21 protein-coding genes are annotated in these 20,690 nt (G+C 71.3%); 8 read left to right on the top strand and 13 right to left on the bottom strand.

Translation table 11 applies throughout. The annotated features are described in order from the left end of the window. Positions 1-142: 142 nt before the first annotated feature. Positions 143-925 (top strand): IclR family transcriptional regulator, encoded by a 783-nt coding sequence (locus AB0I22_RS09095; RefSeq protein ID WP_363130021.1) that lies wholly within the window; start codon positions 143-145, stop codon positions 923-925. A 225-nt stretch (positions 926-1,150) separates the two neighbouring features. Here the strand turns inward: AB0I22_RS09095 and AB0I22_RS09090 are convergent, their stop codons facing one another. Then, on the bottom strand, positions 1,151-1,492 hold the full coding sequence (locus AB0I22_RS09090) for a DUF5955 family protein (protein ID WP_363130106.1): 342 nt from the start codon (positions 1,490-1,492) through the stop codon (positions 1,151-1,153). Between the two features lie 392 nt (positions 1,493-1,884). Between AB0I22_RS09090 and AB0I22_RS09085 the strand changes: the two genes are divergently transcribed. Together AB0I22_RS09085 and aceB are read left to right on the top strand one after the other, a co-directional pair. Next, complete coding sequence (locus tag AB0I22_RS09085; RefSeq protein WP_363130020.1) at positions 1,885-2,505, top strand: nucleotidyltransferase family protein; 621 nt, start codon at positions 1,885-1,887, stop codon at positions 2,503-2,505. Positions 2,506-2,739: 234 nt separating this feature from the next. Further along, positions 2,740-4,365, top strand: coding sequence for a malate synthase A (gene aceB, locus AB0I22_RS09080; RefSeq protein ID WP_363130018.1), 1,626 nt, complete (start codon positions 2,740-2,742; stop codon positions 4,363-4,365). Between the two features lie 64 nt (positions 4,366-4,429). On the opposite strand, the gene AB0I22_RS09075 is transcribed toward aceB, so the two are convergent. The 9 genes from AB0I22_RS09075 to AB0I22_RS09035 form a co-directional block, all read right to left on the bottom strand. Beyond that, on the bottom strand, positions 4,430-4,756 hold the full coding sequence (locus tag AB0I22_RS09075; protein WP_363130017.1) for a hypothetical protein: 327 nt from the start codon (positions 4,754-4,756) through the stop codon (positions 4,430-4,432). Positions 4,757-5,029: 273 nt separating this feature from the next. Then, positions 5,030-5,974, bottom strand: a complete 945-nt coding sequence (locus tag AB0I22_RS09070) for a phosphotransferase (RefSeq protein WP_363130016.1) — start codon at positions 5,972-5,974, stop codon at positions 5,030-5,032. 281 nt (positions 5,975-6,255) lie between these two features. Continuing rightward, positions 6,256-8,163 carry an alpha-L-fucosidase gene (locus AB0I22_RS09065; protein ID WP_363130015.1) on the bottom strand — a complete coding sequence of 636 codons (1,908 nt, stop codon included), beginning with the start codon at positions 8,161-8,163 and terminating at the stop codon, positions 6,256-6,258. Positions 8,164-8,385: 222 nt separating this feature from the next. Continuing rightward, positions 8,386-9,786 carry a nucleobase:cation symporter-2 family protein gene (locus AB0I22_RS09060; protein ID WP_363130105.1) on the bottom strand — a complete coding sequence of 467 codons (1,401 nt, stop codon included), beginning with the start codon at positions 9,784-9,786 and terminating at the stop codon, positions 8,386-8,388. Between the two features lie 527 nt (positions 9,787-10,313). Beyond that, entirely contained in the window at positions 10,314-11,711 is a 1,398-nt protein-coding gene (locus tag AB0I22_RS09055) for an 8-oxoguanine deaminase (protein ID WP_363130014.1), read from the bottom strand. 45 nt (positions 11,712-11,756) lie between these two features. Next, on the bottom strand, positions 11,757-12,758 hold the full coding sequence (gene pucL, locus AB0I22_RS09050) for a factor-independent urate hydroxylase (protein WP_363130013.1): 1,002 nt from the start codon (positions 12,756-12,758) through the stop codon (positions 11,757-11,759). Between the two features lie 7 nt (positions 12,759-12,765). Beyond that, positions 12,766-13,137 carry a hydroxyisourate hydrolase gene (gene uraH, locus AB0I22_RS09045; RefSeq protein WP_363130012.1) on the bottom strand — a complete coding sequence of 124 codons (372 nt, stop codon included), beginning with the start codon at positions 13,135-13,137 and terminating at the stop codon, positions 12,766-12,768. Beyond that, positions 13,134-13,652: a 2-oxo-4-hydroxy-4-carboxy-5-ureidoimidazoline decarboxylase gene (uraD, locus tag AB0I22_RS09040; RefSeq protein ID WP_363130011.1), complete on the bottom strand. Its 519-nt coding sequence runs from the start codon at positions 13,650-13,652 to the stop codon at positions 13,134-13,136. The genes uraH and uraD overlap by 4 nt, the downstream gene beginning before the upstream one ends. 321 nt (positions 13,653-13,973) lie before the next feature. After that, positions 13,974-14,435 carry a MarR family transcriptional regulator gene (locus AB0I22_RS09035; RefSeq protein ID WP_363130010.1) on the bottom strand — a complete coding sequence of 154 codons (462 nt, stop codon included), beginning with the start codon at positions 14,433-14,435 and terminating at the stop codon, positions 13,974-13,976. A gap of 188 nt (positions 14,436-14,623) precedes the next feature. Between AB0I22_RS09035 and AB0I22_RS09030 the strand changes: the two genes are divergently transcribed. From AB0I22_RS09030 to map, 3 genes are all read left to right on the top strand, one after another. Then, positions 14,624-14,995 carry a VOC family protein gene (locus tag AB0I22_RS09030; RefSeq protein ID WP_363130009.1) on the top strand — a complete coding sequence of 124 codons (372 nt, stop codon included), beginning with the start codon at positions 14,624-14,626 and terminating at the stop codon, positions 14,993-14,995. Between the two features lie 2 nt (positions 14,996-14,997). Further along, a complete protein-coding gene (locus AB0I22_RS09025) occupies positions 14,998-15,963 on the top strand; it encodes a DNA-3-methyladenine glycosylase 2 family protein (RefSeq protein ID WP_363130008.1) in 966 nt (321 codons plus the stop codon). Between the two features lie 164 nt (positions 15,964-16,127). After that, on the top strand, positions 16,128-16,910 hold the full coding sequence (gene map / locus AB0I22_RS09020) for a type I methionyl aminopeptidase (RefSeq protein WP_363130007.1): 783 nt from the start codon (positions 16,128-16,130) through the stop codon (positions 16,908-16,910). Positions 16,911-16,984: 74 nt separating this feature from the next. On the opposite strand, the gene AB0I22_RS09015 is transcribed toward map, so the two are convergent. Together AB0I22_RS09015 and AB0I22_RS09010 are read right to left on the bottom strand one after the other, a co-directional pair. Next, positions 16,985-17,404, bottom strand: a complete 420-nt coding sequence (locus AB0I22_RS09015; protein ID WP_363130006.1) for a helix-turn-helix domain-containing protein — start codon at positions 17,402-17,404, stop codon at positions 16,985-16,987. Next, entirely contained in the window at positions 17,401-17,652 is a 252-nt protein-coding gene (locus AB0I22_RS09010) for a hypothetical protein (protein WP_363130005.1), read from the bottom strand. The genes AB0I22_RS09015 and AB0I22_RS09010 overlap by 4 nt, the downstream gene beginning before the upstream one ends. Before the next feature lie 242 nt (positions 17,653-17,894). On the opposite strand from AB0I22_RS09010, the gene AB0I22_RS09005 reads away from it, so the two are divergent. Next, entirely contained in the window at positions 17,895-19,100 is a 1,206-nt protein-coding gene (locus AB0I22_RS09005) for a DUF4037 domain-containing protein (RefSeq protein WP_363130004.1), read from the top strand. Here AB0I22_RS09005 and AB0I22_RS09000 read toward each other — a convergent pair. Next, the gene (locus tag AB0I22_RS09000; protein WP_363130003.1) at positions 19,091-19,486 is read right to left on the bottom strand and encodes an FAD-dependent monooxygenase; all 396 of its coding nucleotides are present in this window, start codon (positions 19,484-19,486) and stop codon (positions 19,091-19,093) included. The two genes, AB0I22_RS09005 and AB0I22_RS09000, sit on opposite strands and share 10 nt — an antisense overlap. Positions 19,487-19,805: 319 nt before the next feature. On the opposite strand from AB0I22_RS09000, the gene AB0I22_RS08995 reads away from it, so the two are divergent. After that, the gene (locus AB0I22_RS08995; RefSeq protein ID WP_363130002.1) at positions 19,806-20,534 is read left to right on the top strand and encodes a hypothetical protein; all 729 of its coding nucleotides are present in this window, start codon (positions 19,806-19,808) and stop codon (positions 20,532-20,534) included. Positions 20,535-20,690 lie beyond the last annotated feature (156 nt).

The following is a 20,690-nucleotide window of genomic DNA, read 5'->3' as shown; positions in this document are numbered from 1 at the left end:
CGCGCCCGAACCCGTCAAGACCCCGGCGGCCACAGGGGCTCTGACCGGCCACGACGGGTGCCGCGACGGCTGCCGCACGGCCGGTACGGAGATCGCTTCGGCCCGGTAGGCTGCTGTCACCCGTCCCGGAAGGACCCGTCTCGTGCCCTCGTCCGCCGAGCCCAAAACCGCGCCCACCGGAGGCGTGCAGTCGCTGGAGCGCGCCTTCGATCTGCTGGAGCGGATGGCCGACGCCGGCGGCGAGGTCGGGCTGAGCGAACTGGCCACCAGCAGCGGCCTGCCGCTGCCGACGATCCACCGGCTGATGCGCACGCTGGTCGCCTGCGGCTACGTGCGCCAGCAGCCCAACCGCCGCTACGCCCTCGGCCCGCGCCTGATCCGGCTCGGCGAGAGCGCGTCCCGGCTGCTCGGCACCTGGGCCCGCCCGTACCTGGCGCGGCTGGTGGAGGGCACCGGCGAGACCGCCAACATGGCGCTGCTCGACGGGGACGAGGTCGTGTACGTGGCGCAGGTGCCGTCGAAGCACTCGATGCGGATGTTCACCGAGGTCGGGCGGCGGGTGCTGCCGCACTCCACCGGCGTCGGCAAGGCGCTGCTCGCGCACGCCTCCGACGACGAGGTGCGCGCCCTGCTCGCCCGTACGGGCATGCCGGCCGCGACCGAGAAGACGATCACCACACCCGAGGGCTTCCTGGAGGCGCTCGTCCGGGTCCGCGAGACCGGCTACGCGGTCGACGACAACGAGCAGGAGATCGGCGTCCGCTGCCTGGCGGTCCCCGTGCCCGGCTCCCCCACCGCCACGGCCATCTCGATCTCGGGCCCGGCGGGCCGCGTCACGGACGCCGCCACGGAGACGATCGTGCCGCTGCTACAGGAGGTCGCGAGCCAGCTCGCGACGGAACTGACGACTACGGAACCGGGCTGACGGGCTTTCACAGGCCCCTATAGGCCAAGCCTGACCTGACCGCCCGGTACGACACGACCAACGGACCGTCACCACCAGTGCTACGTCCGGGAGTCGACCCCATCCCGCCTGACGGGGGGCATTCCGGCCAGATTCGGCGACGTGCCGCTTCCCAACCCGCCCCGCGCGAGCGGCCGGGGCCGGGGAGCGGCACGTCGCAGCAGTGATGATGGCGGAACGGCGGCGTCAGCCGCCCGGGTGCGGGCCGGTCGTCCGCCGGCCGCACAGGTCCACCGCGTCCCGGACCTCCCGCAGGGCCGGGGCCAAGGCGCTCACCGAACCCAGGGCCCCTGCCACCAGGAGCAGGGAGCGGTGCAGCCGCGGCTGTTCCAGCTCGCCTGCGCGGGCCATCGCGGCCAGCACGGCCAGTTCGTCCTCGGCTACGGCCCGGTCGGACAACTCGGCCGGGTGCACGGCGAGTTCACGGCGCAGCCGGGATACGGCTACCCCCAGCCCGCTCACCCTCGGGTCCGCACCGGAACCGGCCCTCCGCCTCTGCTCCACGACTACGGCGCCCTCCACCCGCACGGCGCCCGAGGGCACGCCCTGCCCCGTCTGCTGACTTACCGGCACAGTCCTCCCCTTCGTGCTCGTCGACTCCCCTGCGCGCCCCGCGAGTTGATCGGGGCGCTCTCGTGACTGCGGATCAGTTAACGCCACTTTGCGTGCGACACGCCACACTCTGAGCGAAAATCAGACCGCAGAAGGACCTTCCGAGAGTAAAGCGAAGGCCATGACTTGCCTCCGGCATCCCGTATGCCGCACAACGCCGGACGGTGACTGCCGATCCCACGGAGTGTGATCACCGCGGCCGGACTTCGGCGCGAAGCCGTCGGGCCGGGCGCCGGAGGCATCCGCACAAGAAGCGGGTCCGTACGGGCGTACGAGCGTACGGGCCCCGTGTGCGGTATGCAGGGGCCATGGCACGTACGACTGAGGAAGAGCGAGCGCCCGTGGCCGGGCTGCTCCTGGCGGCAGGCGGCGGGCGCAGGCTCGGTGGGCGGCCGAAGGCACTGCTGGAGCACCGCGGGAGGCCCCTGGTGGAGCGGGCGGCGCGGGAGCTGCTGACCGGCGGCTGCGCGCCGGTGCGGGTGGTGCTGGGCGCGGCTGCCGAGCGCGTACGGGCCCGTACCGATCTGGCAGCGCTGACCGGCCACGAGCCGCTGGTCAACCCCGACTGGGAGCAGGGCATGGGGACGTCGCTGCGCGCCGGGCTCCGTTCGCTGGAGGGGTGCGGGGCGTCGGCGGTGCTGGTGATGCTGGTGGACCAGCCGGCGATGGGGGCCGCGGCGGTGGCGCGGGTGCTCGCGGCGCACCGGGCCGGGGCGGACCTGGTGGCCGCCTCGTATGACGGCCGGCGGGGCCATCCGGTGCTGTTCGGCGCGGAGCGCTGGCCGGAGGTCGCGGCGAGCGCGACGGGCGACCAGGGGGCGCGCGCGTATCTGCGGGCCCACGCCGAGGAGATCGCCCTCGTCGAGTGCGCGGACATCGCCGCCCCGGACGACATCGATACGCCGGAGGATCTCGCGTTGCTGGAGTGAGCGGAGGGCGGGCGGGCCTGCGCCGGCGATCGCGGCGGGGATCTGATGGCACGGAATGCGGCACGTCATCAACAAACCATTGAACTTCCACCATGAGGAAACTATTCTCCACTGATCAGCAGTGACGCCCCCGGAAAGCGCCCTCGGCCGCGCCACGGAACATCGCGGCACCCCGTGCCGCGAGGCCGTGGCCCGGCGGCCGTCGGGCGCCGCCCGCCGAAGGAGTGACAGCTCATGTCCGCACCAGCGCCGTCCCCGTCGGCCGCCGTCCGCGCCGAGCCGCTGCCGCGCCAGGAGGAGGTGCTGACCGACGCGGCCCTCGCGTTCCTCGCCGAACTGCACCGCCGGTTCTCCCCGCGCCGCGCCGAGCTGCTCGCCCGGCGCGCCGCGCGCCGCGCGGAGATCGCCCGTACCAGCGCCCTGGACTTCCTGCCGGAGACCGCGCACATCCGCGCGGACGACAGCTGGCGCGTCGCCCCGGCCCCGGCCGCGCTGGAGGACCGGCGAGTGGAGATCACCGGGCCGACCGACCGCAAGATGACCGTCAACGCGCTGAATTCGGGCGCCCGCGTCTGGCTCGCCGACTTCGAGGACGCCACCGCCCCGACGTGGGAGAACGTCGTACTCGGCCAGCTCAATCTGATCGACGCCTACGAGCGGCGCATCGACTTCACCGGCCCGCAGGGCAAGTCGTACGCGCTGCGGCCCGCCGAGGAACTGGCGACCGTCGTGGTCCGGCCGCGCGGCTGGCACTTGACGGAACGTCACCTCACGGTGGACGGCGAACCCGTGCCCGGCGCCCTGGTCGACTTCGGCCTCTACTTCTTCCGCAACGCCCAGCGCCTGATCGATCTCGGCAAGGGGCCGTACTTCTACCTCCCCAAGACCGAGTCGCACCTCGAAGCCCGGTTGTGGAACGACGTGTTCGTCTTCGCGCAGGACTTCCTGGGCATCCCGCAGGGCACCGTCCGCGCCACCGTCCTGATCGAGACCATCACCGCCGCGTACGAGATGGAGGAGATCCTCTACGAGCTGCGGGACCACGCCTCCGGGCTCAACGCGGGCCGCTGGGACTATCTGTTCTCGATCGTCAAGAACTTCCGCGACGGCGGGGCCAAGTTCGTCCTGCCGGACCGCAACGCGGTGACGATGACCGCGCCGTTCATGCGCGCGTACACGGAGCTGCTGGTGCGTACGTGCCACAAGCGCGGCGCGCACGCGATCGGCGGCATGGCGGCGTTCATCCCCTCGCGCCGCGACGAAGAGGTCAACCGGGTCGCCTTCGAGAAGGTCAGGGCCGACAAGGACCGCGAGGCGCGCGACGGCTTCGACGGCTCCTGGGTCGCCCACCCCGACCTCGTCCCCGTCGCCCGCGCCTGCTTCGACGCGGTCCTCGGCGACGCCCCCCACCAGAAGCGGCGACTGCGCGAGGACGTCCACGTCACCGCCGCCGAACTCATCGCCGTCGACTCCCTGAACGCCGCGCCGACCTTCGAGGGACTGCGCAACGCCGTCCAGGTCGGCATCCGCTACATCGAGGCGTGGCTGCGCGGCCACGGCGCCGTGACCATCTTCAACCTCATGGAGGACGCCGCCACCGCCGAGATCTCCCGCTCCCAGATCTGGCAATGGATCAACGCAGGAGTGGAGTTCGACCACGACGGCCGGACCGTACGGGCCACCGCCGAACTGACCCGCGAAGTCGCCGCCGCCGAACTGACCGCGATCCGCACCGAGATCGGCCCGGAAGTCTTCGCCGCCGGGCGCTGGCAGCAGGCCCACGACTTGCTGCTGACGGTCGCCCTGGACGAGGAGTACGCGGAGTTCCTCACCCTGCCGGCGTACGAACTACTGTCCTGACGCGGTCAGTTGCACGGGCGGGCCGCATACGAAGACCTGATTTCGAGAAGCTGGATGCGGATCTCTACCCGCAGTCGCCCAGGATCGGGCCCGCGTCGACGGGCGAGTACGTGGCGTACAGCAGGAAGAGCTCCAGCGGAATCGTCAGTACACCGGGCCACGCACCGATATGAGCGACGAGTCCCAGTTTCGTCTCCGCCAGTCGGGACCCGTGCTGCCGACGAATCCGCCTGGCGAGCAGCACGTAGACAACGACTGCCGAAATCCCGAGGACCGGCCCGCCCCACGCGGCGACATGTTCCATCTTCGGGAAAGGCATGTGCCGGCATGCTGCCTGTTGCAGGTCGACCCAGTCGCTGTCGATACTCTGCACCTGCCACGAGGTGATCACTCCGGCAATGGTCGCGAACGGTACCCACAGTGCGGCGATCAGAGCGCCGGGCGTGCTCGGACGCCTCTCCCCGGTGCGGCCGGACGTGGAGGAAGTCGAATTAGCCATCAGTACCAATTCGAGTATCGCCCATGGGCCCCAGCCAGGATCGGCAGCGGACTGAGCCACTCCCCTCCCCGGCGCACCTGGTGCGTTTTTATGTCTATGTCCATACCCCACCCTCCAATAGCAACTGAATCACTTTAGGACCCACACCGTCTCCACCGGCGACGGTCAGCGAAGCGCGTTCAGCTCGTCGAGGGCGCGATGGCCGCGCTTGACCGCCCCTGGTACGGCATCGTGGCGCCCGTGACGGATGGGGATCTCAAGCATGTGGAGGATCTGCGCCGCCGCGAGCACCGCCGCCCCCTCCCAGCCGACCAGGTCGAGAATCCTCGTCCACAGCCGCCTTCGGACACCGTCCAGCAGCGGATCCCGGAAGGTGTACCACACGAGGGTGGCGAGATCAGTCGCCCGCGTGCCGCTGCCCGCGTTCCCGATATCCACGACCGCCACCACCGCTCCGTCGCGGACCAGGATATTGCCGGGGGTTGAGAGATCGGCATGGACCATGTCAGGTGCCTTTTGCGGTGGTGGGACGTCGGCACACACGAGCCGCAGACGCTCGACCAAGGCCGACACCGTGGAGGAATACCCCGAGAGCCTGGCCACGGACTGGCGGAGAGCCGACTGCTCCGGCGTCTCGTGGAAATCCAGCCCGGCGGCAGCCGATTCCTGACCGGTGGCGACCAGCCAGGCGTACGACCAGTGGTCGTAGGGCTCGGAGGCTTGGCCGGCCTGGAGTTCGATGATTTCCATCAGCTGCTCAACGAGGGACGGGGTCAGCTCTGGCGCGGGAGCCGCGTCGACGAAGTCCATCAGATGCCATACATGAGCGGCTGTGGCCCCCACTCCGAGCCAGGCCGGGGTGGGATAGCCGCGCCTGCGCATGTGCTCGACCACTCTCTGAGCTCGCAACGTCTCGTCCAGGTGGTCGCAGTGTGCCCGGGGCACTGCTTTGAGCACTGCATTTGCCCTGTCGGCCAACTGGACGCGCATGGCACCCCCATTGACGCCTCCGGGGAGGCGACGGAGAAGAGTGATTTCCGCCCCGACCACTCTGGCCACGTCGTCCAGGACCTCGGCCGGCGGCTCTTCGGGATGGGTGCCCTGGTTCATTCTTGTGGAGGGTACTCCTGGCCGCGTGGAGGCCGATGAACGCTGAGCGGGCCGAGCCGCGGCGGCGTCCCAGTGTTCGCGGTCTATCCGCGCGAGTCCTTATTCGACTCCTGATTCGACTCCTTATTCGCCTGTGAATATCCGGGGGCTGCGGATGGCATGGCATCGACTCGCCCGCGCACCCGGCCGCTCAAAGGGAACGCGAACGCCCACGGCCTCCGCCGGAAAACCCGGCATTCCCATCTGGAGATGCCGGGCTCACGTGGCCGAGGAGGCGGCGGTCAGCGTCGGTAGAGCTGTGCGGCGGGGACGATTTCCTGGGGCTGGTTGGGGCTGGACCACAGCAGTTTCATGGTGGCCTCGCCCGTCTGCTCGGTGTGTTCGACGCGGATGGCGTACTTGTGGCCGGCGCGCAGTGCTACGGATGCTTTGTCGACGGCGGCGTCGTGCGGCTTGGTGTTGTCGATGACGAGGCGGCCGTCGATCCAGAGGCGGGCGGTGTCGTCGGAGACGGTGGTGAACGTGTAGGTGTCGCTGAAGCGCGGCTGGATGAAGCCGGTCCAGCGGGTGGAGAAGTGGTCGGCGGGGATGCTCGGTGCGGGTGAACCGCTGAATTTCCAGGAGTAGTTGATGGTGCGGTCGGTGCGGGTCAGCGCGGGCGGGCCGCTGAGTGTGTCATTGGCGAAGATGTCGGCGCGCAGTCCGCTGCCGTGGCCGCGCGGCGCGGGGCGGGGTGTTCTGACGGTCAGTTCGATGACGGTGGCGGACGGGTTGGTCGGCCGGCCGGACGGCGTGATGTCGTAACCGTCCCCCTTAGCAGTCACCTTGACGTGTTGTCGGCTTCCCAGCACCCGCGCCCCGGTCACCTGGAACGGGGACCGCGCGGTGAGGTGCAGTGGCTTCCCGGCGGCGGGCCAGTCGGTGACGGAGGCGTAGAGCTTGTCGCCCGCACCGGAGCGGGAGCGGCTGACCGCGCCCCAGGACGGTTCCTCGACGAGGCCGGCGTACCCGGCCCCGTACACCGCCCTGCCCTGCCCGGCGGTGCGCAGCCACTGGCCGACGTCGTGCAGCCGGTCGAGGGAGGGGCGCGGAATCCGGCCGTGCTTGTCGGGGCCGACGTTGAGCAGGTAGTTGCCGCTGCGGCTCGCGGTGGCGAGGAGGTTGCGGGTGATGGTCGCGGACGACTTCCAGTCCTGGTCGTACTTGGCGAATCCCCAGTGCCCGTTGAGCGTCATGCAGCTCTCCCACAGCTGGCCGTCCACGGGCGCGGCGGGGATCTCCTGCTCGGGGGTGCCGTAGTCGCCGTCGGTCACGCGGCGCTTGCCGACCCGGTTGTTGATGACGAGCTTCGGGTCGAGGCCGCGCAGGTACGACTCCAGGGACTCGCCGTCGCGGGCGGTCCAGGGGTTGTGCGGGTTGTCGGTGTCCCACTCGCCGTCGAACCAGAGGAGCGCCGGGTCGTATCCCTTGACCAACTCCTTGAGCTGCGCGTACATCCGTTCCCGGTACTTGGGGAAGGTGGCCGGGTCGGCGAAGTCGGGGTCGTGCCAGTCCCAGATCGAGTAGTAGAAGCCGAGCTTGATGCCGGCCCGGTCGGCGGCGGTCTTCAGCTCGCGCAGGATGTCGCGGCGCTTGTCGAAGGCGGAGTGGTCGCGCAGGTTCCACGTGTTCACCTTGGTGGGCCACATCGCGTAGCCCTCGTGGTGCTTGGCGGTGATGACGATGTAGCGCTGGCCCGCGTCCTTGGCGGCCTTGACGATGGCCTTGGCGTCGAAGCCGGCGGGGTCGAAGGTGCTCGCCTGCTTCTCGTACGCGTTCATCGGGATGTCGCACTGCCGCTTGATCCACTCTGCGTCGCGGCAGACGGTCCCGTCCGGCCGCCGGTACTCGCCCTCCAGGTTGGAGTACGCGCCGAAGTGGATGAACATCCCGAACCGGTCCTGCCGCCACCAACTGGTGCGGTCGGCGGTGAAAGGGTCGTCCGCCGCGAAGTTGGTGCCGGGCCCGACGCCCGGCCCGGCGGTCGGCCGCTGCGGCGCGGGGGCGGTGGGGTGAGCCGGCCGGGCGGCTGCCGTGGCGGCCGGCAGCACGATGGCCAGCAGAGCGGCGGCGAGCAGCGGCGCGAGCACACGTACTCTCCGCGACTTCCGCTCGGGTCGATGGCGGGGTCTGGTGGGCGTCGTACGCATGGCGGCTCCTGGACTGGGCGGTGGGCGTGCAGGAGGGCCGGCCGGCCGCGTACGGAACTTAGGGCCGCTAAAGGTGGGATGTCAACGGGGAGTGTGGGGCGAATTCCGTTCATCGGTGGGTGGTTTAAGGGGCACACATCCGATGTCTTGCGACTTGGCTGACCGGCTGACTCGTCCCGGACCCGGGCCCCGGCCCCCCGGCCCCGGACCGTACGAGCGGCCTCAGCGCGCCACCGGGACCGACGGTTCCGCAGTCCCCTCGCCCTCCTCCGCCCCCTCCCCCTCACGTGAATCCGCCTCCGCCTCACGCGAATCCCCCTCCACCGACGCCGCCCCTCGTCGCTTGCCGAGGTGGTTGAAGACGAGGTTGAGCACGACGGCGGTGAGGCAGCCGGCGCTGACCCCGGAGTCCAGGATGATCTTCAGGCTCTCGGGAATGGCCGCGTTGTCGTAGAACGTCCTGGAGATCACCGGGATCAGGCCCATGCCGAGCGACGTGGCGGCGATCAGCAGGTTGTCGGCCTTCTCCAGACCCGCCCCGAGCAGCACATTGACGCCGCCGGCCGCGACGGAGCCGAACAGCACGATGCCCGCGCCGCCCAGCACCGGCTGCGGCACGACGGCGATCAGCGAGGCGAAGACCGGGCTCAGCCCCAGCACGACGAGCATGCCGCCGCAGGCGGCCACGGTGAACCTGCTGCGCACCCTGGTGATCGCAACCAGCCCGATGTTCTGCGCGAAGGCGCTGTTGGCGAAGCCGTTGAAGAACGGGCTGACCGCGGAGGACAGGGTGTCCGCGCGCAGCCCCGCGGCGATGGTCCGCTCGTCCGCCGGGCGGCCGACGATCACGCCGAGGGCCAGCATGTCCGCCGTGGACTCCGTCATGCAGACCAGCATGAGGACGCACATCGAAATGATCGCGGAGAGCTGGAACTCGGGGCCGCCGAAGTGGAACGGCGTCGGGAAGCCGACGAGGGCCGCCTGGCGCGTCGCGGTGAAGTCGACGGCCCCGGCGGGTATCGCGATCAACGTGCCTGCCGCCAGGCCCAGCAGTATGGCGATCTGCTGGAGGAAGCCGCGCAGTACGCGCCGCAGCGCCAGCACGATGACCAGCGTCGCCGCCGCCAGCGCGAGGTTGGTCAGCGACGTGGGCCGCTCCGGGTGGCCGCCCTGTATCCAGCCGAACGAGACCGGCAGCAGCGTGATCCCGATGAGAGTGATCACCGTGCCGCTGACGATGGGCGGGAAGAAGCGTACGAGCCGGCAGAAGTAAGGGGCCAGGACGAAGCCCAGCGCCCCGGCGACGATCACGCCGCCGAAGATGACGGGCAGGGCGCGCGTACGGTCGCCGCCCTGGGCGTCGACGATCGCGATCATCGGGGCGACGCCCGCGAAGGAGACGCCGTTGACGAACGGCATCCGCGCGCCGACCCGCCAGAACCCGAGGGTCTGCAGGAGCGTGGCGATGCCCGCGGTGAACAGGGCCGCACCCACCAGGAACGTGAGGTCGCGCGCCGAGAGGCCGACGGCCGCGCCGAGCACCAGCGGCGGCGCGACCACCCCCGCGTAGCTCGCGGCGACGTGTTGCAGTCCGCCGGCGAGCAGCCGGCCGGGCGGAAGCATCCGGTCCACGGGGTGGGGCGCCGCGGCCCCGGTGCGTCGCCGTAGGCGTTCCCGCAGCCGTCGCGGTGGTCGGGCGGTGCTGCCGCCCTTGCTGAACCTGGGCGCTGACGTCACGGCGGTTCCTCCTGTCGCTTGTCGTGCCGCCGATGGCACGGTTTCAGGGAGGCGGTACGGAGGGTGCGCGGTACAGGTGCGGTGGTGGAGCGCGTACGGGCGGGGTGGGATCGAGCGCGTACGGACGGGGTGCGGTGACGCGCGTACGGGCGGGACGGGGTGGAGCGCTTACGGGCCCGGCCCGCGGACGTACGTGGCCGGCCTGCCCATACGGACGGGCCGCCCCGCCGCGTACGAACCCGCCCCCGCGTACCGGCAGGTCCGGGCCGGGGCGCGGTGCTGCGCTCGCGCCCCGGCCCGGTACTCGCGGGCCCCGGCGGAATCCCGTGGCCCGCGAGCCCGGCCGAGGGCCGTCCCCCTCGGCCGGGACTCGGGTGGCGTCGAAGCGGCGGTGAGGGGAGAGGGCTGAGGCGTCAGGCCGACGCAGCGAGCGCCGCCAGCCGGCGGGACTCGTCCCGCGCGGCCCGTGCGACGGCGGCCTCGTCGACGGTCGTCAGCCGGTTGTCCTCGACGACCGCCCGCCCACCCACCAGGGAGAGCGTCACAGGTGCCGCCGCGCCCAGCACGAGGGCGGCGACGGGGTCGGCGATGGTGGAGTGGCCGATGCCGTCGAGCTTCCACAGCACCAGGTCGGCGAGTTTGCCGGGTTCGACGGAGCCGAGTTCGGCGCCCCGACCCAGCACCCGCGCGCCGCCCTGCGTTGCCAGCCGCAGCACTTGACGTGCCGTCAGTGCTGACGGGTCGTCGGCTCCGAGGCGGTTGATGAGCAGCGCGTTGCGCAGTTCGGTGTGCAGTTCCCCGGATTCGTTGGAGGCCGTGCCGTCCACGCCGAGGCCGACTGGGACGCCGGCCGCCAGCATGGCGGGGACGCGGGCGATGCCCGCGGCGACACGGGCGTTGGAGGACGGGCAGTGCCCGACCCCGGTGCCCGTACGGGCGAAGGCGGCGATGTCCGCGTCGTTCATGTGGATGCAGTGGGCCATCCATACGTCCTCGCCGAGCCAGCCCGTCGATTCGAAGTAGTCGGTCGGCCCCATGCCGAACCGCTCGCGGCAGAACTGGTCCTCCTGCGCGGTCTCCGAGCCGTGCGTATGCAGCCGCACCCCCTTGCGACGCGCCAACTCAGCGCTTTCTCGCATCAGTTGAGGGGTGACGGAGAACGGAGAGCAGGGGGCCGCGGCAATATGCGTCATCGAGCCGAAGGAGGGGTCGTGGTGCTCGTCGATCGCCTTCTCGGTCGCGGCGAGCGCGTCGTCGGTGGACTCGACGGCGAAGTCCGGCGGCAGCCCGCCGTCGGAGGCGCCGAGGTCCATGGAGCCGCGGGCGAGGGTGAAGCGGACGCCCAGTTCGGCGGCGGCCGACAGTTCGGCGCCCACCAGGTCGCCGGAGCCGCTGGGGAAGATGTAGTGGTGATCGGCGGCGGTGGTGACCCCGCCGCGCGCCATCATGGCGAGCGAGCCGCGGGCCGCCGCGTGCACCATGGGCTCGTCGATCCGTGCCCAGATGGGGTAGAGCGCGACCAGCCAGTCGAAGAGGCGGTGCTCCGTGGCGAGACCGCGGGTCAGCCACTGGTAGAAGTGGTGGTGAGTGTTGACCAGGCCCGGAGTGAGCAGGTGGCCCGTACCGTCGACGCGCCGGACGACGTTCGCGAGCTCTTCCGGGGCCCGGCCCGCGCCCAGGGATTCGATCCGGTCTCCGGCGATGACGACGTGGCCGCTCGTGTACTCGGTGCCGTCGGCGTCGACGGTCGCGATGGCGCAGTTCTCGATGACCGTGCGCGATACGGCGCCGGGGGATGCCGATGCTGCCATGGTGCGTCCTCGTCCTTTCGGTGGGGAGTGCCGCGGGCCCGGCGCCTAAAGGTTCGTCAGCTCCGGAGGGATGCCGGGCTCGACGCCCTCGCGCAGGACGGTGGCCTCTATGAGGCCGTACGGGCGGTCGGCCGCGTGGTAGACGGCCGCGTCGGCGGTGTCGTTCTCCAGCCCGAACGGCTCCAGGTCCACGAGGAAGTGATGCTTGTTCGGGAGCGAGAACCGCACCTCGTCGATCTCGTCGCCGCCGGAGATGACGCGCGTGCCCATCTCGTAGAGGGTCTGCTGGAGCGAGCGGCTGTACGTCTCGGCGAACGCCTGGAGCATGTCCGTCCTGACCCGTTGATACGAGCGCTCCCAGTCGGGTTCCCGGTGCGGTTCGCCGTCCCAGCCGAACCGCCAGCGGGCGGACACCTCGGTGGCGAGGACACGGTCGTACGCCTCCTCAAGCGTCGTGTACGCATCCTTGATGTAGCCCCAGAACTCCGAGTCGGTGGAGTTCAGCACGACCAGGTCCTTGAGGCCGGAGACGACCTGCCAGCGCTCACCGTCGAAGGTGACCTGGACGAGGCGGGTCTCCTGCCCCCGGCGGACGAACGAATGCCCGCCCGCTCCCCCGGTTCCGCTGCCCCCCTCGGGCCCGCCGTCTCCCTCGGCCTCGCCCGTCCTCCCCGTCCTCCCGGTCCTGCCGGCGATCCGCTCCCAGGCGTATTCCTCGATGCGAATGCGCGCCCGCTTGATCGGCCCCTGGCTGGTGACGAAGTGACGGGCCAACAGAATGGCGAAGTGTTCTGCGGATTCGATGCCGTGCTTCTTCGCGAAGGCGTACACGGTGTTCTTGGTCGTGTCGGTGGGCAGGCAGTTGGCGTTGGAGCCGGAGAGGTGGACGTCCTCCAAGTCGCCGGAGAGGGCGACGGAGACACTGAGATCCTTGATGTGGTGAGTGGCGCCGTCCCGCGTGATCCTGACGACGTGACACTCGGCCTTGCCGTACTGGTTCTGACCGAGGACGACGGCGGCGGGGGCCGGCCGGGAATGGACTGTCATATTGGTGCTAGCTCCCTCGGTATACGGAGTAGCCGAACGGGTTGAGCAGCAGCGGTACGTGGTAGTGCGCGCCCGGCGCGACGGCGAAGGCGACCGCCACTTCGGGGAAGAAGACCCCGGACTCGGATCGGTCTCCGGACTCGAAGTAGTCCGCGGTCTCAAATACCAGCCGGGCGTGAGTAATTGACTCCGGGAGGGCCGGCAGGTCCCGGCAGCGCCCGTCGGCGTCGGTCCGGGACGCGCCGTGGTCCCGCCACTGGCCGGCACCCCCGGTACGCACCGAGAGCGTGACGGGGACACCCCGCGCGGGGCGTCCGGCAGTGGTGTCCAGGATGTGGGTGGACACCGACGCGGTGGCGGCGGGGGTGCCGGTGCTCATGGCCGCAGGGCTCCTTCGGTGACGAGGCGGGTCAGCCGGACGCGGTTGATTCTGGCCAGTTCGGTCCGCACGATCTCGTTCTCCCGCTCGGGCGTGTTGCCGATCCGGGCCCGTACCGCGTCACGCAACTGCTCGCCGGACAGGCCGGTGGCGCAGATCAGGAAGACGTGTCCGAACCGTCGCCGGTAGGCCCGGTCGAGTTCGATCGTCTCGGCTCTGACCTGCGCGGACGCCTCGGTCATACCCAGCTGCTCGTGGGCGGACACGGCGTCCCCGGCGGAAGGGCGTCCGAGCGGCGGGTGCCCGGCCACCGCCGCGGCCAGCTCCGCCGGGCCGAGCCGGGCGGTGGCGTCGTCGCTGGCGCCGGAGAGGGTTTCGGAGTCGGGGTACGGGCGCCGCGCGAGGAGCGTGGCGCACCACTCCTCGCTGGCGCAGACCTCGTGGAGCACGGCGTGGGCCGCGTTGTCGTCGGCTGCGTTGAACTGGGCGAGGTCCGGATCTGTGCTCGGCCTCACGTGGGCCTCCGTGGCTGCGATCTGAGGGTTTCGCTGGTCCTGCTCGCGCGTCGGCGGTGCCGGGGACGGCGGGCTGGGCATAGCTAACGCCCTCGAAATCGCATCGTCAACAGTTTGTTGAAACCATCCGGTGAAATCCGCGACCGCGAGTCCGGCCGGCCCGCCGGCCCGTTCAACCCGCCGAATCGCCCAACGCGCCAGCTCACTCAACCTGTAGGCCCGATCGGCCCGTTCAGCCCCTCGGCCCGATCGGCCTGTTCAGCTCGCCCAGTCCGATCGGTTCGTTCAGCCCGCTCAGTTCGTTCAGTCCATTCAGCCCGTTCAGTCCGTCAGCGCCTGCGCGATGCGGTCGAAGTCATCGAGAAGCGCGGCCAGTCGACCCTCCGGGACCGCCTGGACCATGCGGGCCTCAATGGCGTAGACGGCGACCTGTGCGGCGTCCAGACGGCGGCGCCCCTCGCCGGTGAGGGTGGCGGGGCGGGCGCGGCCGTGGTCGACGGTGGAGGGGCGGGTGAGCAGCCCGCCGTCCTGGAGGCCGCGCAGGACGACGTTCATGGACTGGCGGGTCACGAAGGTGGCGCGGGCGAGTTCGGCGTTGGACATGCCCGGCCGGGCGGCGAGGACTTCCAGGCAGGCGTACTGCGGAACGGTCAGCCCGTGCTCGCGCAGCACCACATCCATGGCGGCGCGCAGGGCGGCGTGTGCGCGTTTGAGGCGGTATCCCACGTGATCGAGTACGTCTGCGGCCGGGTGGGGCGATTCTGCCTGCGAGCTCTCCTGCATGTCCATATTTTGACATCTCCGGGGGTCGGGTTTAGCTTCGAGTATGTCAAAGTCCTGACATCGAAACACCAGGGCATCGAGACCGGCGCCCAAGAATCGGCACCCGAGACCCAGCACCCCGGCCCCGGCAGCCAAGCCCTGGTACTCCGAGTCCCGGCGTCCACAGCCCCACCCCGAGGAGAGCCCCCATGACCGTCAGCATCGATGGCCCCGACTTCATCGCCTTGCAGGTACGCGACCTGGAGGCGGCCGCGGAGTTCTGCGAGAAGAACCTCGGCCTGCGCCGCGCCCCCTACTCGCCGCCCCACGCGGTCGTCTTCGACACCAAGCCGACCCCGATGGCCGTACGCGAACCGCTGCCCGGCACCGACCTGGACTCCGGGCGCCCCGGCCTCGGCGTCGCCCTGTGGTTCGCCACCCCCGACACCCAGGCCTTTCACGACCAGCTCACCGCGAACGGGATCGAGATCCTCACCCCGATCACCGAGAGCCCGTTCGGCCCGATGTTCTCCTTCGCCGGCCCCGAGGGCTACGTCCTGACCGTGCACCAGGCGGGCTGACCGTGACCGCCGCCTCCTTCACCCCCGCCGGGCCGTTCTCGCTGGCCGCCGCCATCCGGTTCCTGGAGGCCTTCACTCCCGCCTCCTACGACGGCTCTCCTGACGGAGTGCTGCGGATGGCCTTCCCATCGGATGACGGCGAAGCCGTCATCGGGTGCGCCGTGCGGCAGGAGGAGGCGGCGGACGGGGCCGAGGCGGCGGCAGGCGGGGCCCCCGCCACGGTGCACGCCGAGTACAGCCTCCACGTCGACGGGCGAGCGGTCCGGCCCGTCGACGGCGCCCCGGCCGCCGAGGCGGCGCGGGCCCAGATCGCCCGCATCCTCTCCCTCGACGTCGACGCCACCGGCTTCCCCGGCCTCGGCGACGCCGACCCTGTGGTCGCCGGGCTCCAGGCCGAGTACCCCGGCCTGCGGCCCGTACTGTTCTACTCGCCGTACGAGGCCGCCGCCTGGACGATCATCGGCAACCGCATCCGCATGGACCAGGCCGCCCGCATCAAGGCCCGCCTGGCCGAGGAGCACGGCCAGGCCGTGGAGGTCGCCGGCCGCCGGCTCCACGCCTTCCCCGCCCCGTCGGCGCTGCGCCGCCTCGACCGTTTCGCGGGACTGACCGACATCAAGACCGAGCGACTGCGCACCCTCGCCGACGCGGCCCTTGACGGGCGCCTGATCGCCACTCAACTTCGTTCATTGCCAGCCGAGTTCGCGCTGACCGACCTGAAGGAGCTACCGGGGATCGGGCCGTTCTCCGCCGAGCTCGTACTGATCCGCGGAGCCGGCCACCCCGACGTCTTCCCCGCGCATGAACCCCGCCTGCACCAGGCCATGGCCACCGCGTACGGCCTCGACGCAGCAGCGGCCGACACCGCCCGGCTCACCGCGGTCGCCGCCGCCTGGCGCCCGTACCGCAGCTGGATCGGACTCCTCCTGCGCGCCCACGCGCAAGAGAGGGCCGCCGCACGCCCGTAGCCCTCGCCTCGCGGACCGCTTCCCCTGGCCCGATGCGGGAGGGCGCCGAGGCGCTGACCTCGTTCGACTGCCGCGGGAGTGCGCGGCGACCCGACCATGACCACGATTCTAATACCGGTATAGTATGGCCGGTATAGTTATTGGTTGCATGCGAAGGACGCCACATGATCGAGATCCTGAACCCCACCCAGCTGGGCCGAGCCAAGGACACCGGCGCCCTGGTCGCCGATATCCTGCAGACGCTGAAGGGCCGCAGCACGGTCGGCACGAACCTGCTGGACATCGACCGGTGGGCCAAGGCCATGATCGTCGAGGCGGGAGCGGTGTCCTGTTACGTCGACTACGAGCCGTCCTTCGGGCGCGGCCCGTTCGGCCACTACATCTGCACGGCCGTCAACGACGCCGTGCTCCACGGACGGCCGCACGACTACGCGCTCGCCGACGGCGACCTGCTGACGCTCGACCTCGCCGTCTCCAAGGCCGGAGTCGCCGCGGACGCCGCCATCAGCTTCATCGTGGGCGACGCGGCGCCCCCGGAGAGCGTCGCGATGATCAGCACGACCGAGCGCGCGCTGGCCGCGGGAATCGCCGCCGCCGGGCCCGGGGCCCGCATCGGCGACCTCTCCCACGCCATCGGCACGGTCCTCAGCGAGGCGGGGTACCCGATCAACACCGAGTTCGGCGGCCATGGCATCGGCTCGACCATGCACCAGGACCCGCACGTCTCGAACACCGGACGGCCCGGCCGCGGATACAAACTGCGCCCGGGGCTGCTGCTCGCACTGGAGCCGTGGGTCATGGAGGACACCGCCAAGCTCGTCACCGACGCCGACGGGTGGACGCTCCGCAGCGCGACGGGCTGCCGAACGGCGCACAGCGAGCACACGATCGCCATCACCGACGACGGAGCCGAGATCCTCACCCTGCCGAGCGGGGCGCGCCCGTAAGGCTGTGAAGCCGCGTGATGCCGTGAGGCCGTGAGGTTCAAAACCCTCACCTGAGGTTCAAAACCCGTGTGAGGTCAGCGAGTTCGCAGCCCGTTGCCCGACGTCCCGGCCTCTCTGTTCAAGTAGTTGTAGATGGTGAAGCGGCTGACGCCGAGCGCGCTCGCCACCGTCTCCACGCCGTGCCGCACGGAGAACGCGCCCCGCTGCTCCAAAACCCGGACGACCGACTGCTTGGTCTTGCGGTCGAGGTCGGGCAGCGGCATGCCGTGCCGCCGCTCCAGGGCGGCCAGTATGTGGTCGAGCGAGTCGGACAGATGCGGCAGCCGCACGGCGACGACGTCCCTGCCCTCCCAGGAGAGCACGACGTCGTCGCCGCTCGCCTGCTCCGGCGCGAGGAGGTCGCCGCCCATGGCGTCGACGAGCGGCTTGATCGCCAGCAGGAACGGGTGGTCACCGGGCGGCGGCGGATCCCCGGGACCGGTCGCGCCCGTCATGAGTCGCCCTCCGCGACGACGTTGACCTGCAACGACACCCGGGTGGCGCCGGCCGCCAGCGTCTCGCGCAGCATCGAGTCCACCGCGGTCAGCACCGTGTCCGCCGTCCCCTCGGCGGTGTTGCCGAACGGGCCGACGTCCACCGCGTCCAGCGCGGCGGACTGCACGACCTCGCGCGCTATCACCGCGTGCTGCGGAGGCTCGTCGAGGTCGAAGGGCTCGGTCGTGAACTCGACCCTCAATCGCACTGTGCCCCCAACTCTGCCCGCGCCTCTGCCCGCATCTGCGCCCGCATCGGAATCTGGCCCCCATCGCGTCGAACCGCTTCCGCCCGCGCCGCGCCGCGGCGCACGGGGCCCGCACTCGCCGGGGCCCACGGCGGTGACCAGTCTAGGAGCGGCCCACTTCGGAGAGCGTAAGGAACGTTCCAGCCCGGCCGGGGTGCGAAATCCGGTTGTCCCGGCGCGCGGGCGTCCGGCACGGTCGCGGCATGACGATCCACGACGCCCCGTTCGTACCCGGCATCGAGCTGGCCAGGGCGCTGTACGAGGAGGCGGTACGGCCGATCCTCAATGACGCGTATCCGGGGCTGCGGTACGCCGCCGGGCGGGTGGGCGGCGGTTCGGAGGTGCTGGGCTTCGACACGCCGCGGTCCGCGGACCACGAGTGGGGCCCGCGGCTGGAGCTCTTCCTCACGCCGCGGGACCGCGCCCGGCACGGCGCGGACATCCACCGGCTCCTGGCGGACCGGCTGCCGAAGCAAGTACGCGGCTGGCCCACCCACTTCGAGGAGAGTGACGATCCGCTGGACCCCGTCGGCCTGATGCGGCTGACCGACGGGCCGGTCAACCACCGCGTGGCCGTGCGCGACGTGGACGAATGGCTCAGCGCGCAGCTCGGGCTGAGCGGCGGGCTGAGTTCCACGCCAGGCGGCGGGCTGGACTCCGGGCCGGGCAGCACTGGCAGGGAGCCCAGCACGCGCGAATGGCTGGCGATGCCGCAGCAGCGGCTGGCCGAGACCACCGGCGGTGCGGTGTTCCACGACGGCCCCGGCTCCCTCACCGCCGCGCGGCGCGCGCTGGCGTGGTATCCGGAGCAGGTGTGGCGGTATCTCCTGGCCTGCCAGTGGCAGCGGATCTCGCAGGAGGAGGCGTTCGTGGGGCGCTGCGCCGAGGTCGGGGACGACCTGGGTTCGGCGGTGGTGGCCGGGCGGCTGGTGCGGGACCTGATGAGGCTCTGCCTGCTGCTGGAGCGCCGGTACGCGCCGTACGGCAAATGGCTCGGCAGCGCGTTCCGGCAGCTGGCGGCGGCCGAGTCGCTCACCCCGTCGCTGCGGGGCGCGCTGGCGGCGACGGACCACGCGGAGCGGGAGCGGCGGCTGGCCCACGCCTACGAGACCGTCGCCGGCTTGCAGAACGCGTCGGGGCTCAGCGCCCCGGTGGACCCGAAGCCCCGGCCGTACCACTCCCGCCCCTTCCTGGTCCTGCACGCCGAACGCTTCGCACAAGCACTATCGCGTACGGTCACGGACCCTTGGCTGCGGGAACGGCCCCTGACGGGCGGCGTGGACCAGTGGTCCGACAGCACCGACTTCCTCGACCAGTACGCCGGCCGGCATGACGATGGGTCAGCCGCGACCGGCCGACCGCCGGAGGAACCGCAGGAGGAGTCTCAGGAGCCGCCCGCTCAGAGCTGATGCCCTTTCAATTCGATGGTTTCGACGGGCGGTTCGGCCGGAGCGGTGAACTCCGGGTCACCGGCTCCCTCGCCGCCGGGCGCGAAAAAGGCTTCGGCCGCGCGGCGGCCGATGAGCTGGTTCTCGGCCGCGTAGTCGCGCATCTCCTTCTCGAAGGCAGCGAAGGCCGGCCCGTGGTCGCCCGCCGCTGCCGCGAGCTCGCCGGCCAGGACGTACGCGCCGGCCATCGCCTGCGACGTCCCCATGCCCGAGGACGGGGCGGCGCAGCAGGCGGCATCGCCGAGGAGCACGACGCGCCCGCGCGACCAGGTGTCCATCCGGATCTGGCTGAGGGTGTCGAAGATGAAGTCGTCGGCGCTCTCCATGATGTCGAGGAGCCGCGGCATCTCCCAGCCCTCCCCGCGAACCGCTCCGCGACGAGGCGCTTCCGCGCGGCGGGGTCGTGCCGGTCGTAGTCCGGCGTCCCCTCGGCGAAGAGTCCCGCCCGGCCCGGACGTCGACGCGGTACGGGAGTTCGAGCCCGTACCGTCCGGGTAATCCCCGGTCTCGCCCAGCGGCGCGAGCGTCCTTCGCGCCCGCTCGGATCGCGCCGCTGGGCGGCCCCACCTGGATCTCCGCGAGGCGAACCGGGGTTTCCGTCCCCAACTCGTCGCACATCATGGACGATGGACAGAACCTCCCCTACGGACCGCGCAGGAGCCGAACATGGCAGAGAGCGTGCCGGTGTGCTGCCCGGCGTGCCGCCGCGAGCACTGTTTCACCCCGCCGACCTTCCCCTGCGCGTGCGGAGCCCCGCTCACCCTGCCCGTACTGCCGGGCTGCAGGCCCGAGTTGCTGGAGCACCGCACGTGGCAGGAGTCGTGGGTGACGGTGCGCTGCCCGTCCTGCGACCGCCGGGACTCCTGGCCCGCGCCGGAGCTGGGCTGCACCTGCGGCGCGGTCGTCCGGCTGCCCGTCACTCCCCCGCCGGGCCTCGACTGCCGAGACGCCGGCCGCGCGGCGGGCGCGTCCACGGGTTCCGGCCGGCCTCCGTCGCCCACCTCGGCGGTGCTGCGGCCCGCGTTCCGCCCGGTGACCATCCGTACGGCGCGGGACGCCGTGACGGCGGCCGCTCAGTACCTGAAGTGGCTGGGCTTCGCGGGCATCAGGCAGTCCCAGGACCGGTCCATATCCGGGGTGGACCTCCGGGGCCCGGGCATCATCGCCCAGGTCGACCCGACCACCCACCCCACCGGGCTGCGCGCCATCGAGTGCCTGTGGCTGCACGGCATGGGCGATTCGGCGCTCGGCGTCTTCTTCTCACTGGCCGGGTACGGGCGCGACGCGCGGCAGCGCGCGGACGACCTGCTGATACCCCTGTTCGTCATGGACCTCACGGGCACCCCGCAGCCGGTCAACGACCCGGCGGACGAACTGATCCGGATGGGCCCGTGACCCGCTCCGCACAGCCGCGCCGAAAGGCTCCGTGCGGTCGCGAGGCCGGATCGGGGCCGGAAGACGGGCCGATGCCGGAGGCCGCACCGGTGCCGGGCCAGAGGGTCGGCCAAGGGGGCCGCCAGCGGGTGTGAAGCAGCCGTGCGCGCAGCTCGT

It is taken from the genome of Streptomyces sp. NPDC050610 (genome assembly GCF_040654875.1).
In the GTDB taxonomy this organism is placed as follows: Bacteria; Actinomycetota; Actinomycetes; order Streptomycetales; family Streptomycetaceae; genus Streptomyces.
The sequence above is the reverse complement of the archived record's forward strand: the minus strand, read 5'-3'. Positions and strand labels throughout refer to the sequence as shown.

Bases quoted from the DNA above. Each gene is read 5' to 3' on its own strand.
- AB0I22_RS09085 (WP_363130020.1), top strand. From the start codon at position 1,885: ATGGCACGTACGACTGAGGAAGAGCGAGCGCCCGTGGCCGGGCTGCTC.
- aceB (WP_363130018.1), top strand. From the start codon at position 2,740: ATGTCCGCACCAGCGCCGTCCCCGTCGGCCGCCGTCCGCGCCGAGCCG.
- AB0I22_RS09070 (WP_363130016.1), bottom strand. From the start codon at position 5,974: ATGAACCAGGGCACCCATCCCGAAGAGCCGCCGGCCGAGGTCCTGGAC.
- AB0I22_RS09065 (WP_363130015.1), bottom strand. From the start codon at position 8,163: ATGCGTACGACGCCCACCAGACCCCGCCATCGACCCGAGCGGAAGTCG.
- AB0I22_RS09060 (WP_363130105.1), bottom strand. From the start codon at position 9,786: ATGCTTCCGCCCGGCCGGCTGCTCGCCGGCGGACTGCAACACGTCGCC.
- AB0I22_RS09055 (WP_363130014.1), bottom strand. From the start codon at position 11,711: ATGGCAGCATCGGCATCCCCCGGCGCCGTATCGCGCACGGTCATCGAG.
- pucL (WP_363130013.1), bottom strand. From the start codon at position 12,758: ATGACAGTCCATTCCCGGCCGGCCCCCGCCGCCGTCGTCCTCGGTCAG.
- uraH (WP_363130012.1), bottom strand. From the start codon at position 13,137: ATGAGCACCGGCACCCCCGCCGCCACCGCGTCGGTGTCCACCCACATC.
- AB0I22_RS09035 (WP_363130010.1), bottom strand. From the start codon at position 14,435: ATGCAGGAGAGCTCGCAGGCAGAATCGCCCCACCCGGCCGCAGACGTA.
- AB0I22_RS09030 (WP_363130009.1), top strand. From the start codon at position 14,624: ATGACCGTCAGCATCGATGGCCCCGACTTCATCGCCTTGCAGGTACGC.
- map (WP_363130007.1), top strand. From the start codon at position 16,128: ATGATCGAGATCCTGAACCCCACCCAGCTGGGCCGAGCCAAGGACACC.
- AB0I22_RS09015 (WP_363130006.1), bottom strand. From the start codon at position 17,404: ATGACGGGCGCGACCGGTCCCGGGGATCCGCCGCCGCCCGGTGACCAC.
- AB0I22_RS09005 (WP_363130004.1), top strand. From the start codon at position 17,895: ATGACGATCCACGACGCCCCGTTCGTACCCGGCATCGAGCTGGCCAGG.
- AB0I22_RS09000 (WP_363130003.1), bottom strand. From the start codon at position 19,486: ATGCCGCGGCTCCTCGACATCATGGAGAGCGCCGACGACTTCATCTTC.
- AB0I22_RS08995 (WP_363130002.1), top strand. From the start codon at position 19,806: ATGGCAGAGAGCGTGCCGGTGTGCTGCCCGGCGTGCCGCCGCGAGCAC.